This window comes from Novosphingobium sp. IK01, from assembly GCF_033242265.1.
GTDB classification, from domain to species: Bacteria; Pseudomonadota; Alphaproteobacteria; order Sphingomonadales; family Sphingomonadaceae; genus Novosphingobium; species Novosphingobium pituita.
Genome location: NZ_BTFW01000001.1, coordinates 1,094,470 through 1,107,970 on the forward strand (window position 1 = coordinate 1,094,470; position 13,501 = coordinate 1,107,970).

General features: G+C 64.8%; 13 protein-coding genes and 3 tRNA genes. 8 read left to right on the forward strand and 8 right to left on the reverse strand.

The features are described 5' to 3' along the window. Window positions 1-17: 17 nt before the first annotated feature. The 4 genes from SBI20_RS05220 to tkt form a co-directional block, all read right to left on the reverse strand. Window positions 18-920, reverse strand: coding sequence for a fructose bisphosphate aldolase (locus SBI20_RS05220; RefSeq protein WP_317974056.1), 903 nt, complete (start codon window positions 918-920; stop codon window positions 18-20). 174 nt (window positions 921-1,094) lie between these two features. Further along, window positions 1,095-2,291 (reverse strand): phosphoglycerate kinase, encoded by a 1,197-nt coding sequence (locus SBI20_RS05225; RefSeq protein ID WP_317974057.1) that lies wholly within the window; start codon window positions 2,289-2,291, stop codon window positions 1,095-1,097. 98 nt (window positions 2,292-2,389) lie between these two features. Next, entirely contained in the window at window positions 2,390-3,397 is a 1,008-nt protein-coding gene (gene gap, locus SBI20_RS05230; protein WP_317974058.1) for a type I glyceraldehyde-3-phosphate dehydrogenase, read from the reverse strand. 86 nt (window positions 3,398-3,483) lie between these two features. After that, window positions 3,484-5,451: a transketolase gene (tkt, locus tag SBI20_RS05235; RefSeq protein ID WP_317974059.1), complete on the reverse strand. Its 1,968-nt coding sequence runs from the start codon at window positions 5,449-5,451 to the stop codon at window positions 3,484-3,486. 254 nt (window positions 5,452-5,705) lie between these two features. On the opposite strand from tkt, the gene SBI20_RS05240 reads away from it, so the two are divergent. From SBI20_RS05240 to SBI20_RS05255, 4 genes are all read left to right on the forward strand, one after another. Next, on the forward strand, window positions 5,706-5,945 hold the full coding sequence (locus tag SBI20_RS05240; RefSeq protein ID WP_317974060.1) for a hypothetical protein: 240 nt from the start codon (window positions 5,706-5,708) through the stop codon (window positions 5,943-5,945). A gap of 60 nt (window positions 5,946-6,005) precedes the next feature. Continuing rightward, the gene (locus SBI20_RS05245; RefSeq protein ID WP_317974061.1) at window positions 6,006-6,353 is read left to right on the forward strand and encodes a cell division protein ZapA; all 348 of its coding nucleotides are present in this window, start codon (window positions 6,006-6,008) and stop codon (window positions 6,351-6,353) included. 156 nt (window positions 6,354-6,509) lie between these two features. Next, window positions 6,510-7,154, forward strand: a complete 645-nt coding sequence (locus SBI20_RS05250) for a 5-formyltetrahydrofolate cyclo-ligase (RefSeq protein ID WP_317974062.1) — start codon at window positions 6,510-6,512, stop codon at window positions 7,152-7,154. A gap of 29 nt (window positions 7,155-7,183) precedes the next feature. Beyond that, window positions 7,184-7,366, forward strand: coding sequence for a DUF2842 domain-containing protein (locus tag SBI20_RS05255; protein WP_317974063.1), 183 nt, complete (start codon window positions 7,184-7,186; stop codon window positions 7,364-7,366). 137 nt (window positions 7,367-7,503) lie between these two features. Here the strand turns inward: SBI20_RS05255 and SBI20_RS05260 are convergent. The 3 genes from SBI20_RS05260 to thyA form a co-directional block, all read right to left on the reverse strand. After that, a tRNA-Asp gene (locus SBI20_RS05260) sits at window positions 7,504-7,580 on the reverse strand. Between the two features lie 134 nt (window positions 7,581-7,714). Further along, window positions 7,715-7,791: transfer RNA gene (locus SBI20_RS05265), tRNA-Asp, on the reverse strand. A 161-nt stretch (window positions 7,792-7,952) separates the two neighbouring features. Next, on the reverse strand, window positions 7,953-8,915 hold the full coding sequence (gene thyA, locus SBI20_RS05270; RefSeq protein ID WP_317974064.1) for a thymidylate synthase: 963 nt from the start codon (window positions 8,913-8,915) through the stop codon (window positions 7,953-7,955). A gap of 200 nt (window positions 8,916-9,115) precedes the next feature. On the opposite strand from thyA, the gene SBI20_RS05275 reads away from it, so the two are divergent. The 4 genes from SBI20_RS05275 to SBI20_RS05290 all read left to right on the forward strand — a co-directional run bounded on the left by SBI20_RS05275 (window position 9,116) and on the right by SBI20_RS05290 (window position 13,159). Continuing rightward, window positions 9,116-9,192 (forward strand) — tRNA-Pro (locus tag SBI20_RS05275). 257 nt (window positions 9,193-9,449) lie between these two features. Then, a complete protein-coding gene (locus SBI20_RS05280; protein ID WP_317974065.1) occupies window positions 9,450-10,334 on the forward strand; it encodes a glucosamine inositolphosphorylceramide transferase family protein in 885 nt (294 codons plus the stop codon). Window positions 10,335-10,571: 237 nt separating this feature from the next. Then, a complete protein-coding gene (locus SBI20_RS05285; protein WP_317974066.1) occupies window positions 10,572-10,979 on the forward strand; it encodes a low affinity iron permease family protein in 408 nt (135 codons plus the stop codon). A gap of 101 nt (window positions 10,980-11,080) precedes the next feature. Beyond that, a complete protein-coding gene (locus tag SBI20_RS05290; RefSeq protein WP_317974067.1) occupies window positions 11,081-13,159 on the forward strand; it encodes a M13 family metallopeptidase in 2,079 nt (692 codons plus the stop codon). Between the two features lie 87 nt (window positions 13,160-13,246). On the opposite strand, the gene SBI20_RS05295 is transcribed toward SBI20_RS05290, so the two are convergent. Continuing rightward, window positions 13,247-13,447: a hypothetical protein gene (locus tag SBI20_RS05295; RefSeq protein ID WP_317974068.1), complete on the reverse strand. Its 201-nt coding sequence runs from the start codon at window positions 13,445-13,447 to the stop codon at window positions 13,247-13,249. Window positions 13,448-13,501 lie beyond the last annotated feature (54 nt).

Consider the following 13,501-nt stretch of genomic DNA (forward strand, 5'->3'; position numbering starts at 1 on the left):
CAAGCCTGCAAAAAAAATCAGGCTGCGACGAGCTTGTTCACCGAACCGGCGAAGATTTCGTCGATCGCGCCGCCCAGCGCCGCGTCGAATTCTTCCGGCGTCATCTGATAGCGCAGGTCTTCGAGCAGGGCGCGGCTGAAGCTGGCGATGATGCCCTTGTTCTTGGCCAGTTCGGCGCAGGCTTCGGGGCGCGCAAAGCCGCCCGAGAGCGCCACGACGCGCAGCACCTTGGGGTGATCGACCAGCGCGTCGAACGTGCCGGGCACCTTGGGCAGCGAGAGCTTGAGCATCACCTGCACGCCTTCGGGCAGGGCGTCGAGTTCCTTGAGGATCTCGGCGGCGAGGATCGCGTCGCATTCGGCGCGGGTTTCGCTCTTGATGTTCACTTCGGGCTCGATGATCGGCATCAGGCCACCGGCAAGGATCTGCTTGCCGATCTCGAACTGCTGCTTGACCACGGCGGCGATGCCTTCGGCATTGGCCGAGTGGATCACCGAGCGTTCCTTGGAGCCGAACACACCCAGCGCCTTCGAGCGGGCGACGAGCGCGTCGAGTTCGGGCATCGGCTTCATCAGCTGCACGCCGTTGGCTTCGTCCTCAAGGCCCTTGTCGACCTTGATGAAGGGCACCACGCCCTTTTCGATCAGCGCGGTGGGAACCGGCTTGCCATCGACAGTGCCGTCCATGGTGCGTTCGAACAGGATCGCGCCGATCACCTTGTCGCCCGAAAAGGCGTCCGAGCGGATGATGCGGCTGCGCATCTCGTGGATGAGACCGAACATCTCTTCTTCGCTCGAATAGGCGTCGGCCTCGACGCCGTACCCCTTGAGCGCCTTGGGGGTCGAGCCCCCGCTCTGGTCGAGAGCGGCGATGAAGCCATGTCCGGCGGCCATCTTTTCGGTCATTTCAGCGTGGTTCATGGATCATCCTATGACTTGGAGGGCCTGAAAACTGGAGGGCTTGCGAACGAGCGCGCACGCACGGAGTATGACCCCAAAGCGCCGCGAATCTGACTACGCATACCTATGCAGAGTACAAAAATAAACAGGCACGCGCTGCACTGCAACACGCGCCTGTCAGATCAGAACTGGAAATCAGGCTTCCAGCGCCGCAACGCCGGGAAGTTCCTTGCCTTCCATCCATTCGAGGAAAGCGCCGCCTGCGGTTGAAATATACGAGAAATCAGCCGCAACACCGGCATGGTTGAGCGCGGCGACGGTATCCCCGCCCCCGGCCACCGAAACCAGCGAGCCTTCCTTGGTCAGCGCCGCCGCCGTGCGGGCCAGCGCCACCGTGGCCGCATCGAACGGCGCCATCTCGAACGCGCCCATCGGTCCGTTCCACACCAGCGTGCGGCAGGTCTTGAGCACGTCGCCCAGCGCCTCGACCGCAGCGGGCCCGACGTCGAGGATCATCTCGTCGGCGGCCACTTCGTGGACATTGGTGGTGCGCAGCGAGGCCGGGTTGGCCGCGAATTCCTTCGAGACCACGACATCGTAGGGCAGGTGGACGGTGCAACCGGCCTTGTCGGCATTGTCGAGGATTTCCTCGGCGGTGCCGGTCAGGTCGTGTTCGCACAACGACTTGCCCACATCCACGCCGCGCGCGGCGAGGAAGGTGTTGGCCATGCCGCCCCCGATGATCAGGTGGTCGACCTTGCCGACAAGGTGCTTGAGCACGTCGAGCTTGGTCGAGACCTTGGCCCCGCCAACGACGGCTGCCACCGGCTTGACCGGGTTGCCCAGCGCCTTTTCGAGCGCTTCGAGTTCAGCCTGCATGGCGCGGCCCGCATAGGCGGGAAGCACATGGGCGAGCCCCTCGGTCGAGGCATGGGCGCGGTGCGCGGCGGAAAAGGCGTCGTTCACATAGGCCTGGCCCAGCTTGGCGATGGCGGCGACGAGTTCGGGATCGTTCTTTTCCTCGCCCTTGTGGAAGCGGGTGTTTTCCAGAACGGCAATCGTGCCATCGGCCAGCGCGGCCACGGCCGCTTCGGCCTCGGCCCCGGCGCAATCGGCGATGAAGACCACTTCGCGGCCCAGCACATGGGCGAAGGCCGGAACGATCTGGGCCAGCGAATTGGCTTCGCTGCGTTCGCCCTTGGGGCGGCCGAAGTGCGCGAGGACGAGCACCTTGGCGCCCTTGTCGGCCAGTTCGGTCACCGTGGGGACAGCCGCGCGCAGGCGGGTATCGTCGCTCACCTTGCCATCGGCCATCGGCACGTTGAGGTCTTCACGCACCAGCACGGCCTTGCCGGCCACGTCAACAAGATCGTCCAGAGTCTTGAAAGTCATGCAATTTGCCCCTTTGGAAAGAGAAAGGCCCGGCGCCCGCCCCCGCCCCCTTTCGCAAGGAGGCAGGCGCGCGGGCAACCGGGCCTTCAATCAGGCAATCAGATCAGCGCAGCCATCGCGCCGGCGGTATCGACCATGCGGTTCGAGAAACCCCATTCGTTGTCGTACCACGAGAGCACGCGCACCAGCTTGCCGTCGATCACCGCGGTTTCGAGGCTGTCGATGGTCGACGAGTGCGAATCGTGGTTGAAGTCGATCGAGACCAGCGGTTCCTCGGTATAGCCCAGAACGCCCTTGAGCGGGCCTTCCGCCGCTGCCTTGAGCAGGGCGTTGACTTCTTCCTTGGTGGTGTCGCGCTTGGGCTGGAAGGTCAGGTCGACGACCGAGACGTTCGGGGTCGGCACGCGGATGGCCGAACCGTCGAGCTTGCCCTTGAGTTCGGGCAGAACCTCGCCCACGGCGCGCGCGGCGCCGGTGGTGGTGGGGATCATGCTCATCGCCGCGGCGCGCGAACGGCGCGGGTCGGAGTGGATCTGGTCGAGGATCTTCTGGTCGTTGGTGTAGCTGTGGATCGTGGTCATCAGGCCACGCTCGATGCCGATCGAATCGTTGAGCACCTTGGCGAACGGCGCGAGGCAGTTCGTGGTGCACGACGCGTTCGAGACGATCACGTGCTCGGCGGTCAGCTTGTCGTCGTTGACGCCGAAGACGACCGTGAGGTCGACGTTCTTGGCCGGAGCCGAGATCAGCACCTTCTTGGCGCCCGCGTCGATGTGCTTCTGGCCGCCTTCACGGTCGCAGAAGAAGCCGGTGCATTCGAGCGCGATGTCGACGCCCAGTTCCGCGTGCGGCAGCTTGGCCGGATCGCGTTCGGCGGTCACCTTGATGCGCTTGCCGTCGATGACCAGGTCATCGCCGTCGACCTCGACAGTGCCGGGGAAGGCGCCGTGAACGCTGTCGCGCTTGAACAGCAGCGCGTTGGCCTTGGGGCTGGCCAGGTCGTTGATCGCCACCAGTTCGAGACCACAGTCGGGACGTTCAAGAATGGCACGGGCCACATTGCGGCCGATACGCCCGAAACCGTTGATTGCAACCTTGGTCGCCATGGTCTTACTCCCTCGATTTGAAGAGACTGGAATATTTATAGAATTATCTGCCTGTTCGGCCCTGCACGCCCGGCCCCGCCGGGCGCTCACCCGAGACGGGCGAGCACCTGGGGAACGATCTTGGCGACGGTCAGCCCGAAGTGATCGAACAGCACCGGCGCGGGGGCCGAGGCCCCGAAGCTGTCGATGCCGATGGTCAGGCCATCGCCGACATACTTCTGCCAGCCCAGCGTCACGCCAGCCTCGATCGAGACCTTGAGCACGCCCGCGGGCAGCACGTCGGCCTTGTAGGCGGCGTCCTGCTTCTCGAACAGTTCCCAGCTCGGCATCGAGACGACATCGGCGCCGATGCCCTGCTCTTCGAGCGCCTTGGCGACATCGACCGCCAGCGACACTTCCGAACCGGTCGCCAGCAGCACGACCTTGCGCGCGGCCTGCGCCGAAACGAGGCGATAGGCGCCCTGCGCGCTCAGCATCGCGCCGTCGTGGCGCAGCTGGGGCAGGTTCTGGCGGGTCAGCGCGAGGACCGAAGGCGTCTCGGGCGAAGCGAGCGCGATGTTCCAGCATTCGGCGGTTTCCACCGCGTCGGCGGGGCGGAAGACCTGAAGGTTGGGGATCATGCGCAGGCTCATGATCGTCTCGACCGGCTGGTGGGTCGGGCCGTCTTCACCCAGACCGATCGAATCGTGCGTGAGCACGTAGATCACCCGCAGGTGCTGGAGCGCCGACATGCGGATCGCATTGCGGCAGTAGTCGGCAAAGATCAGGAAGGTGCCGCCATAGGGAATGATCCCGCCGTGCAGCGCCATGCCGTTCATCGCCGCAGCCATGCCGAATTCGCGAATGCCGTAATAGATATAGCGACCGGCATAGTCGGCCGGACCGAACGGCGTGGTGGCCTTGGTCTTGGTGTTGTTCGAGCCGGTCAGGTCGGCCGAACCGCCAACCATTTCGGGCACGAGCGGGGTCAGCACCTCAAGCGCCAGCTCCGAAGCCTTGCGCGTGGCGATGTTCTGGCTCTTTTCGAGCCACTGGGCAAAGGCCTTGCCCGCTTCCTCGCCCGAAGGCAGCTCGCCAGCCATGCGGCGCATGAATTCGGCGCCCTGCGGCGCGGCGGCGAGGCGCGCGTCCCACTCGGCATGGAGGTCGCGGCCAGCATCGCCCGTGGCGCGCCAGTCGGCCATGATCTGCGCCGGAATCTCGAAGGGAGCCGCGCTCCAGCCCAGATATTCGCGGGCCGCGGCGATCTCGTCCTTGCCCAGCGGCGAACCGTGGACATTGTGGCCGCCCTGCTTGTTGGGGGCGCCCTTGCCGATCACCGTGCGGCACGAGATCAGCGAGGGACGGCCATCGGCCATGGCCGCGGCAATCGCGCGCTCGATGTCGACGAAATCGTGACCGTCGCAATCCTCGGTGTGCCAGCCGCTGGCTTCATAGCGGCCAAGGATGTCTTCACTGGTCGAAAGCGAGGTGTCGCCGTCGATGGTGATCTTGTTGTTGTCCCACAGCACGATCAGGCGGCCAAGGCCGAGCGTACCGGCAAGGCCCACGGCCTCGTGGTTGATGCCTTCCATCAGGCACCCGTCGCCCGCGATCACCCAGGTGCGGTGATCGACCAGATCGCTGCCGAACTGGGCGTTGAGGTGGCGTTCGGCCATCGCCATGCCCACGGCCATGGCAAAACCCTGGCCCAGCGGGCCGGTCGTGCATTCGACGCCGGGCAGCAGGAAGTTTTCCGGGTGGCCGGCGCAAGGGCTGGTAAGCTGGCGGAAATCGCGGATGTCATCCATCGTGGGCTGGGCATAGCCCGAGAGATGAAGCAGCGAATAGAGCAGCATCGAGCCGTGCCCCGCCGACAGCACGAAGCGGTCGCGATCGGCCCACTTGGGCGCGCCAGGGTCGAACTTCAGGAAGCGCGACCACAGCACAGTGGCTACGTCGGCCATGCCCATGGGCATGCCGGGGTGGCCGGATTCCGCTGCCTGGACCGCGTCCATCGCCAGCGCACGGATCGCGTTGGCCATGTTTGCCAGCGCGGTCGGATCGCTTGTCATACTCGAGTTAATGTCCTTTTGCACATCGAGGCCTTGCGCGCTCGGGCGCCGGTACGTGTTGATTCGGATAAATCGCCGCCTCTTTGGTTCCCCTGCCTGCCAGCGTCAAGAACAAGGGGCCCGGAATTGCGCGCAATTGGGCCATAGCTGCGATTGACAGCGCAGTCTGACCGCTTTTCACTTCACCGATCCTTCCCCACATCCGTGCGCAGGGGGAATTTGCAGGGACGAGCCAGTGTGATACCGGTGAAGCCATGGCTATACCAAATGGCACTTCAGACCTTTTTTCCGCAGTTGAACGGATCGAACTGGCGCTGGCCCGCCTCGAAGGCGCGGTCGCCCAGCGCATGAACGAGCGCGAGACCCAGGCCGCAAAGGCGCAGTCGACCCAGGTCGAACTGAGCGAACTCAAGACCCGTCACCACAAGCTCAAGGAACGGGTCGATGCCCAGTTGCAACAACTCGACCTGCTGCTTTCCAGCCTGCCCCAATAAATCGGCACCATCGACAACGACGCCTCACCCCCTGCTCCCTTCAAGGATCGCGATCCAGCCATGCAGATGACCAACGTGACACTGGACATTGGCGGCCGGGCGCTGACGATTGCGGTGGCCAGCGGCGAGGAAGCCCATGTCGAGATGCTCGGCCGGATGATCGACGAGCGCGTGCGACGCATGGGCACGATCGCCAACCAGGGCGAGGCGCGCATGATGCTGTTTGCCTCGCTCATGCTTGCCGACGAACTGCACGAACTGCACAGCCGCCCAGCCCCGGAGCCCGTCACCACTACGGTCGAACCGCCGCCCGAACTGGTCGCCCGCGTGGCAGGCCTTGCCGAGCGGATCGAAAAACTCGCGCAAAATCTGGCCGCTCCCCTTGAGCCGGGCGAGACCATCGCCTAGATCAGTCCCTGACGGGTTCTGCCCGGCACGCGCCGCATGAAACATCCCTGAGGCTATAAGCAAATCCAAGGGGGCTGTCCCTACCTGGGCCCTGGCACAGGCACATGGTCCCCACCTGACGTTGAGGCGTCAGAGGATTTTCCCGGAGAACGACCCATGGTGGGCCCGTCACCCCCCTTTTCCGAAGAAGCCGCTGCCAAAACGGACGCCGTAACCGACAAGCAGGCGGCAGCCGAAAAGCAGGCGCTGCGCAGCCGGTTGCGCGCCGCGCGCCGCGCCCATGTCGAAGGGCTCGATCCGCGCACCCGCGCCCTGCTGTTTCGCCGACCACCCGCCCCGCTGCTCGACCTGATCCCCGCAAACGCGGTCATCGGCGTCTACAATGCCGGGCGCTGGGAAGCCCCCGCAGCAAGCTATGCGGCGTTCTTCCATGAAGCCGGGCACGCGGTCGCCCTGCCCTGGTTTGCCACGCGCGAAGCGCCGATGCAGTTCCGCCAGTGGCAGGTGCCTCCGCTCGAAGAAGATCTCGAAGCCGATCCCTGGGGCGTCAAACAGCCCCCCGCCCATGCGCCGGAAATGACCCCGGACGTACTGTTCGTGCCCCTCGTCGGCTTTACGGCGCAGGGCGCGCGCCTGGGCCAGGGCGGCGGCCATTACGACCGCTGGTTTTCCGCCAACCCCGGCGCCACCGCGATCGGCATGGGCTGGGACGCGCAATGCGTCGACGCCCTCCCCCACGAGGCCCACGACCACCCCTTGCGCGCCGTGGTCACGCCCACGCGCCTCTACGGTCCATTCTGATTCCCCCCACCCCGACATGGCGCAAGCCGGTGGGCATCCTGCTGCTGCTGGCGGGATTGATGGTCTATGCCGGGGTGATCATGGGGCTTTCGCCATGGATCGGAGCCTTGCCGATTCTCGCCCAAGCACCCGTCTATCTCGTCCTCGGGACGATCTGGCTGCTGCCCTTGCGCCGTTTCCTGATCTGGATGGAAACCGGGCGCTGGGGCTGAGAGCCCGTCAAAAATAAAAAAGAAAAGAGAACAGCAAGGGGCCATTGCCCCTTGGACCCCATTATCTGGCGCAAGATCGCCCGCCTTGCGCGCAACAAAAAAGGCCCCCTTTCGGGGGCCTTCTTGTGCGATCCAAGTGGCGCGAGTGACGGGGCTCGAACCCGCGACCTCCGGCGTGACAGGCCGGCACTCTAACCAACTGAGCTACACCCGCGCATCTTGGAATGCCGCGCCTCTAAGGCGCGTCCATTTCACTGTCAACCGGCAATTTTTCGTGAGAAAAACAACCGAATGGAAAGATTTGACCCTTTCCAAAGCTGACGCCGTGAAACGGCATCCCCAAGGGAGTGGCGCGAGTGACGGGGCTCGAACCCGCGACCTCCGGCGTGACAGGCCGGCACTCTAACCAACTGAGCTACACCCGCACTTCCCTTGGGGTGAGGCGGCCTCTATGCGCCCCTCGCATTTCTGTCAACAAACTGACCCGCACAATTTTTACAACGAGCTGTGGATTACTGGGAAAGTGCCCGGAAACACGGGGCCAAAATCGCATCGTCACAGGTGCATTTTCCTGTGACCCGCGCGCTCAAACCGCAACCGGCGCGGAAAGATGCCCTTGCGGATGGTAGCCCTCGACCGAAAAATCCTCGATCCGATAGTCAAAGATCGTCTCGGGGCGGCGCGCGATGGTCAGACGCGGCGCGCCCGCGGGCACGCGCGTCAGTTGTTCGGCGATCAGATCGGCATGGTTGAGATAGAGATGGGTGTCCCCGCCCATCCACACCAGTTCGCCCGGTTCAAGGTCGCATTGCTGCGCCACCATGTGCACAAACAGCGCAGCACCCCACAAGTTGAACGGCAAACCCAGCACCACGTCGCAACTGCGCTGATAGAGCACGCAGGAGAGGCGATTGCCAGCGACATGAAACTGATAGGTCTTGTGGCACGGCGGCAGCGCCATCGCGTCCAGTTCGGCCACGTTCCAGCCCTCGACGATATGGCGGCGCCCGCCCGGATTGCTGCGCAGCCCCGCAATCAGCTGGGCCACCTGGTTGATCCCTTGCGGGCGGCGGCGGAACAGCCCCTCCTCGCCCGCCGGCTCATAGACCGGCCAATCGACCCACTGCTTGCCATAGACCGGGCCCAGATCGCCCCAGCGCGCGGCAAAGGCTTCATCAGCCACGATCCGCTGCGAAAAGGCCTCGCGGCTGATCGCCTCGCCGGTTTCGCGGCGATACCGGTCGAGCGGCCAGTCGGTCCAGATCTCCACCCCTTGCGCACAAAGCGCGCGGATATTGGTATCCCCGGTCAGGAACCACAGGAATTCGCGGGTCGCCGTTTTCCAGAACACGCGCTTGGTCGTCAGCAGCGGCACGCGCCCGTCGGCAAGGTCGAACCGCAACTGTGCGCCCAGCACCGCGCGCGTCCCCACCCCGGTCCGGTCCATGCGTTCGTCACCATGCTCCCAGATGCGGCGCATGAGGTCGAGATATTGCCCTTCATAATGAATATTCTGGGCGGCAGAGCGGGATTCGGAAGCCATCGTCATGGCCGCAATGCATAGTCCGCCCCCGCCCGCAGGCCAACACGCTGGCCCGCATATTGCCCGCAAACAGGCCAAGTCACTGTTTTTACATATTTTTCTAAGCTGTTGATAAGTTTTTGAAAAACGAAGCTTGCGCGCCCGGAATCCCCCGCATATAGGGCGGCCCTGCCCAGCGGGGACGGCCTAGCCCGAACCGCTCCGGTCGGGGAGTAGCTCAGCCTGGTAGAGCACTGTCTTCGGGAGGCAGGGGCCGGAGGTTCGAATCCTCTCTCCCCGACCATTTAAACCGCTGGTTTCCAGCGGTTTGCAAGAGCCGGCCTTCGGGCCGGCTTTTTTGTTTCCGTCATCGGACCTTCCTTTATCCCCGGCACGGCCATTCTGTCCCAAGCGGCGACAAAAATGATGGCGCGGCAGGATTGACCATTGCTCCGCGCAGCAGCAGGGAAGCGATGGAAAACATCCACATGAGACCGGGACTCTCAAGGCATGGGCGGCTGACGCGGCGCGATGGAATGGAAGAAGGACATCTGGCGACCCATGGTCGTTGGAGCCTCTGTCGATACGATCATCCGGCGAGGCAGCCTCGATGGCCTGCCTTGCCACTGGCTGCCTGCCGCACCCGCCCTGCAATTTTCCGCCGACCCGTTCGGGATCTGGCGCAATGGCCTGCTCCACGTCTTCGTCGAGACGTTCGATTACCGCAGCGCCCATGGCGCCATCGCCGTCCATGTGCTCGATGCCTCGCTGCGCGTGCTCGAAACGCGCGAAGTCCTGCGCGAGCCCTGGCATGTCTCCTATCCGCTGCTGGTCGAGCATGACGGCGCAACATGGATGATCCCCGAAACCAGCGCGAGCGGTGGCCAGTGGCTCTATCGCGCGCGCGCTTTTCCCTTCGAGTGGGAGCGGGTCGGCAGGATCGACCTGCCCGCGCTCGATGCGACACCGCAATGGATCGGGGATCGCTGGTGGATGTTCTATTCCCCCGCCGGCACCCCCCGCGAACGGCTCACCCATCTTCATGCCGCCTGGGCCCCCGACCTGACCGGTCCGTGGACACCCCACCGGGCCAATCCGCTGCGGATCGACCCGCGCGGGGTGCGCCCGGCCGGACCGGTGGTACATATCGACGGCCAGATCGTGCTGCCGGTGCAGGACTGCACGCACTCCTATGGCTGCGCGATCCGCTTGCTCTCCATCGAGCGCATCGACGAAACCGGACTGGTCGCCAGCGAACGGGGCCTGCTGCGCCCGCCCGCTGCGGCGGCGCCCTTTCTTGATGGCCTGCACACGCTCTCGGGCGCGGGGCCGGTCACGCTGATCGATGTCAAGCAGCGGCTGTTTTCAGCCCCCGCCCTCTTCATGCGCCCGCGCCGGGAACTGGCCCGCATTCTGGCCCGGATGTCCCCAAACAGGCTGAAATAGCGGCAGGATTTTCCTGATCCCGCGCCCTGCGACAAAGGCGGCAACGGCGAGCCCCGCCCGCCTGCATACCGGGCCATGCAGATATGTTCTGAAACCTCGGGAAAGCCTCCTGCGCGTCGTCAGCCGCATAGGCCTCGCACAGCGCACGCAGCACCGAAATCCGGCTTATCGTTGCCGTCCTGATCGCTTACCAGAAAGTCCGACAAAAACCCCGATCAAGACAAGGAACTTCCTGCAATGGACCGGCTTTTCACCGCCTTTGCCAATCGCATCTCGGCCTGGGCCGGCCAGCCTGCGAGCTTTGCCCTGGCCACCGTGATCATTCTGGGCTGGGGCATTTCCGGGCCGATCTTCGGCTGGTCCGATACATGGCAACTGGTGATCAACACCGGGACCACCATCGTCACCTTCCTGATGGTCTTCGTGATCCAGAACGCCCAGAACCGCGACGCGGCAGCCATGCAGGCCAAGCTCGACGAACTGATCCGCGCGCTCGAAGGCGCACGCGGCGAATTCATCGGCATCGAGCACCTGCCTGACAGCCAGATCTCGCAGATCCGCACCGACATCGAACAGGAAACCGGCTTCGACGCCAAGCAGGCCACCGTGGCGATCAGCGTCAAGACCCTGCTGCGACGTCGTTGATCGACCCCACTGTGCCGTCCATCGGGCACGGGTTGACCAGCCCGCCCGCGCCCCGCGCGATGCCCGGCCAAGACCGAGGCAATGCAAGGACAGGACCGGTAGTGAACGAAACTCGTTTGAACATGCGGCGTTTGAACAGGCAGGCCCTGCGCGCCAAAACAATGGCCTGCACCGCCCTTCTGGCCTTCGGCACGCCGGGTCTAGCGCTCGCCCAGACGCCCCCGCCTGCCCCCCCTGCTCCCGCCTCGGCGCCCATGCCCATCGGCGGCTGGGGCGTCGATCTGAGCGGCCGCGACCTTGCGATCAAGCCGGGCGACGATTTCGATGCCTATGCCAACGGCGCATGGAAGGCGCGCACGCCGATCCCCGCCGACCGTCCGCAGATCGGCACGCTCGCGCTGATGGACGAGCAGGTTCAGGGCCAGATGCGCGCGCTCGTCGAGCAGGCCCCGCGCAATGGCAAGGTTGGCGCGCTCTACGCCAGCTTCCTCGATGAGGCGGCCATCGAAAAGCGCGGCCTCGCCCCGCTGCTGGCCGATCTGGCGCCGATACGCGCGCTGTCCGACAAGACCGCCTTCGCCCGCGCGATGGGCGCGGCGCACTATGGCCTGGGCAACAGCCTGTTCGGCTTCTACGTCGGGCCCGACACGGCAGACGCCACGCAATCGGTACTGACCCTGGGCCAGTCGGGCCTTGGCCTGCCCGACCGCGACTATTACCTGCTGCCCCGCTTCGCCCGCCAGCGCGGCGCCTACCTCGCCTATATCGCCCGCACGCTCAAGGCCGTGGGCGAAAAGAACCCCGAGGCCGGCGCGCAGGCAATCCTGACCTTCGAGACCTCGATCGCCAGCCTGAGCTGGGACGTGGCCCGCCGCCGCGACCGCAACGCCACCAACAACCCGATGAGCCTTGCCGAACTGAAAGCCTTTGCCCCCGGCTTCGACTGGGCGGCCTTCTTCGAGGGCGGCAAGGTTCCCCCGCAAAAGCGCATGATCGTGCGCGAGAAGAGCGCGATTGCCGACCTCGCGAAGCTCTGTGACCAGACCAGCCTCGACACGCTGCGGCTCTGGCAGGTCTTCCACATGGCCGACGATGCCTCCCCCTACCTGACCCATGCGATGGTCGACAGCCAGTTCGCCTTTGCCCGCACGCTCAGCGGCGTCGACCAGATCAAGCCGCGCTGGAAGCGCGGGATCGCGCTGGTGAACGCGCAACTGGGCGAACTGGCCGGGCAGGCCTATGTTGCCCGATACTTCCCGCCCGAAGCCAAGGCGCAGATGCAGGATCTGGTGGCGAACCTGCGCAAGGCCTTCGTCGTGCGGATCAATGCCAACACCTGGATGGAACCAGCCACAAAGCAGGCCGCCCTCGACAAGCTCGCGAAAATCGACGTCATGGTCGGCTATCCCGATGTCTGGCGCAATTATGACGGGCTGGAGATCAGGGCCGACGATCTCTATGGCAATATCGTGCGCGGCGCGGCGTTCAATGCGGCCTATGCCATGGAAGACCTCGGCAAGCCGGTCAACCGCGCCAAGTGGAGCATGAACCCGCAGATCGTGAACGCCTACAATGCCGGGGCTAAGCTCCAGATCGTGTTCCCGGCAGGCATCCTTCAGCCCCCGCTGTTCGATCCCAAGGCCGATCTGGCCGTCAACTATGGCGCCATCGGCGCGGTCATCGGCCACGAGATCAGCCACAGCTTCGACGACCAGGGCCGCAAGATCGACGCCAGCGGCGCGATTACCGACTGGTGGACCGCGCAGGACGGCGCCCGCTTCGACGCCGAGGCCAAAGTCTTCGGCGCGCAATATGCAAAATTCGAAGTCGCGCCCGGATCGTTCATCAATCCGGGCCTGACGATGGGCGAGAACATCGCCGATCTGGCCGGGCTTCAGGTCGCGCTGGTGGCCTATCACACCGCGCTGGGCGGCCACGAGGCCCCGCTGATCGACGGACTGACCGGCGACCAGCGGTTCTTCCTCTCGTTCGCGCAGGCCTGGCGTTCGCGCGCGCGCGAGGATTTCCTGCGCAGCCAGGTGACGACCGACCCGCACAGCCCGCCGCGTTTCCGCATCCTTGGCCCGCTGCCCAATATCGAGGGCTGGTATCAGGCCTTCGGCATCAAGCCGGGCGACGCGATGTACATTGCGCCCGACAAGCGCGCCCACCTGTGGTGAGCCTGCGCGCCAGAGCATGACACGAAAAAGGCCCCGGCTGGATCAGCCGGGGCCTTTTTTATTCAGGCTCGCGCAGTCCGGGGAGGATCAGTCGAGCTTGGCGCGGATCTTGGCGATCAGCTTGCCGATGCGGTCAGCCGCTTCGGTGAACGTCTCGACATCGGCGCGGTTGCCGTTGCCGCGCGCTTCCTTGGCCGATTCGAGGTAGCCTTCGAGGTCCACTTCGAGAGCATCGACCAGCATCTCGGCTTCGTCTTCGCTAAAGGTCAACTTGATCGTCTTGTCCACAAAGGGCTCCTGCATGTGCGGCCCGCCGGTCTTGTGGCGGGCCTTTTCGTATTA

Bases quoted from the DNA above. Each gene is read 5' to 3' on its own strand.
- SBI20_RS05245 (WP_317974061.1), top strand. From the start codon at position 6,006: ATGCAGATGACCAACGTGACACTGGACATTGGCGGCCGGGCGCTGACG.
- SBI20_RS05285 (WP_317974066.1), top strand. From the start codon at position 10,572: ATGGACCGGCTTTTCACCGCCTTTGCCAATCGCATCTCGGCCTGGGCC.
- SBI20_RS05240 (WP_317974060.1), top strand. From the start codon at position 5,706: ATGGCTATACCAAATGGCACTTCAGACCTTTTTTCCGCAGTTGAACGG.
- SBI20_RS05250 (WP_317974062.1), top strand. From the start codon at position 6,510: ATGGTGGGCCCGTCACCCCCCTTTTCCGAAGAAGCCGCTGCCAAAACG.
- thyA (WP_317974064.1), bottom strand. From the start codon at position 8,915: ATGACGATGGCTTCCGAATCCCGCTCTGCCGCCCAGAATATTCATTAT.
- SBI20_RS05280 (WP_317974065.1), top strand. From the start codon at position 9,450: ATGGTCGTTGGAGCCTCTGTCGATACGATCATCCGGCGAGGCAGCCTC.
- tkt (WP_317974059.1), bottom strand. From the start codon at position 5,451: ATGACAAGCGATCCGACCGCGCTGGCAAACATGGCCAACGCGATCCGT.
- SBI20_RS05225 (WP_317974057.1), bottom strand. From the start codon at position 2,291: ATGACTTTCAAGACTCTGGACGATCTTGTTGACGTGGCCGGCAAGGCC.
- gap (WP_317974058.1), bottom strand. From the start codon at position 3,397: ATGGCGACCAAGGTTGCAATCAACGGTTTCGGGCGTATCGGCCGCAAT.
- SBI20_RS05220 (WP_317974056.1), bottom strand. From the start codon at position 920: ATGAACCACGCTGAAATGACCGAAAAGATGGCCGCCGGACATGGCTTC.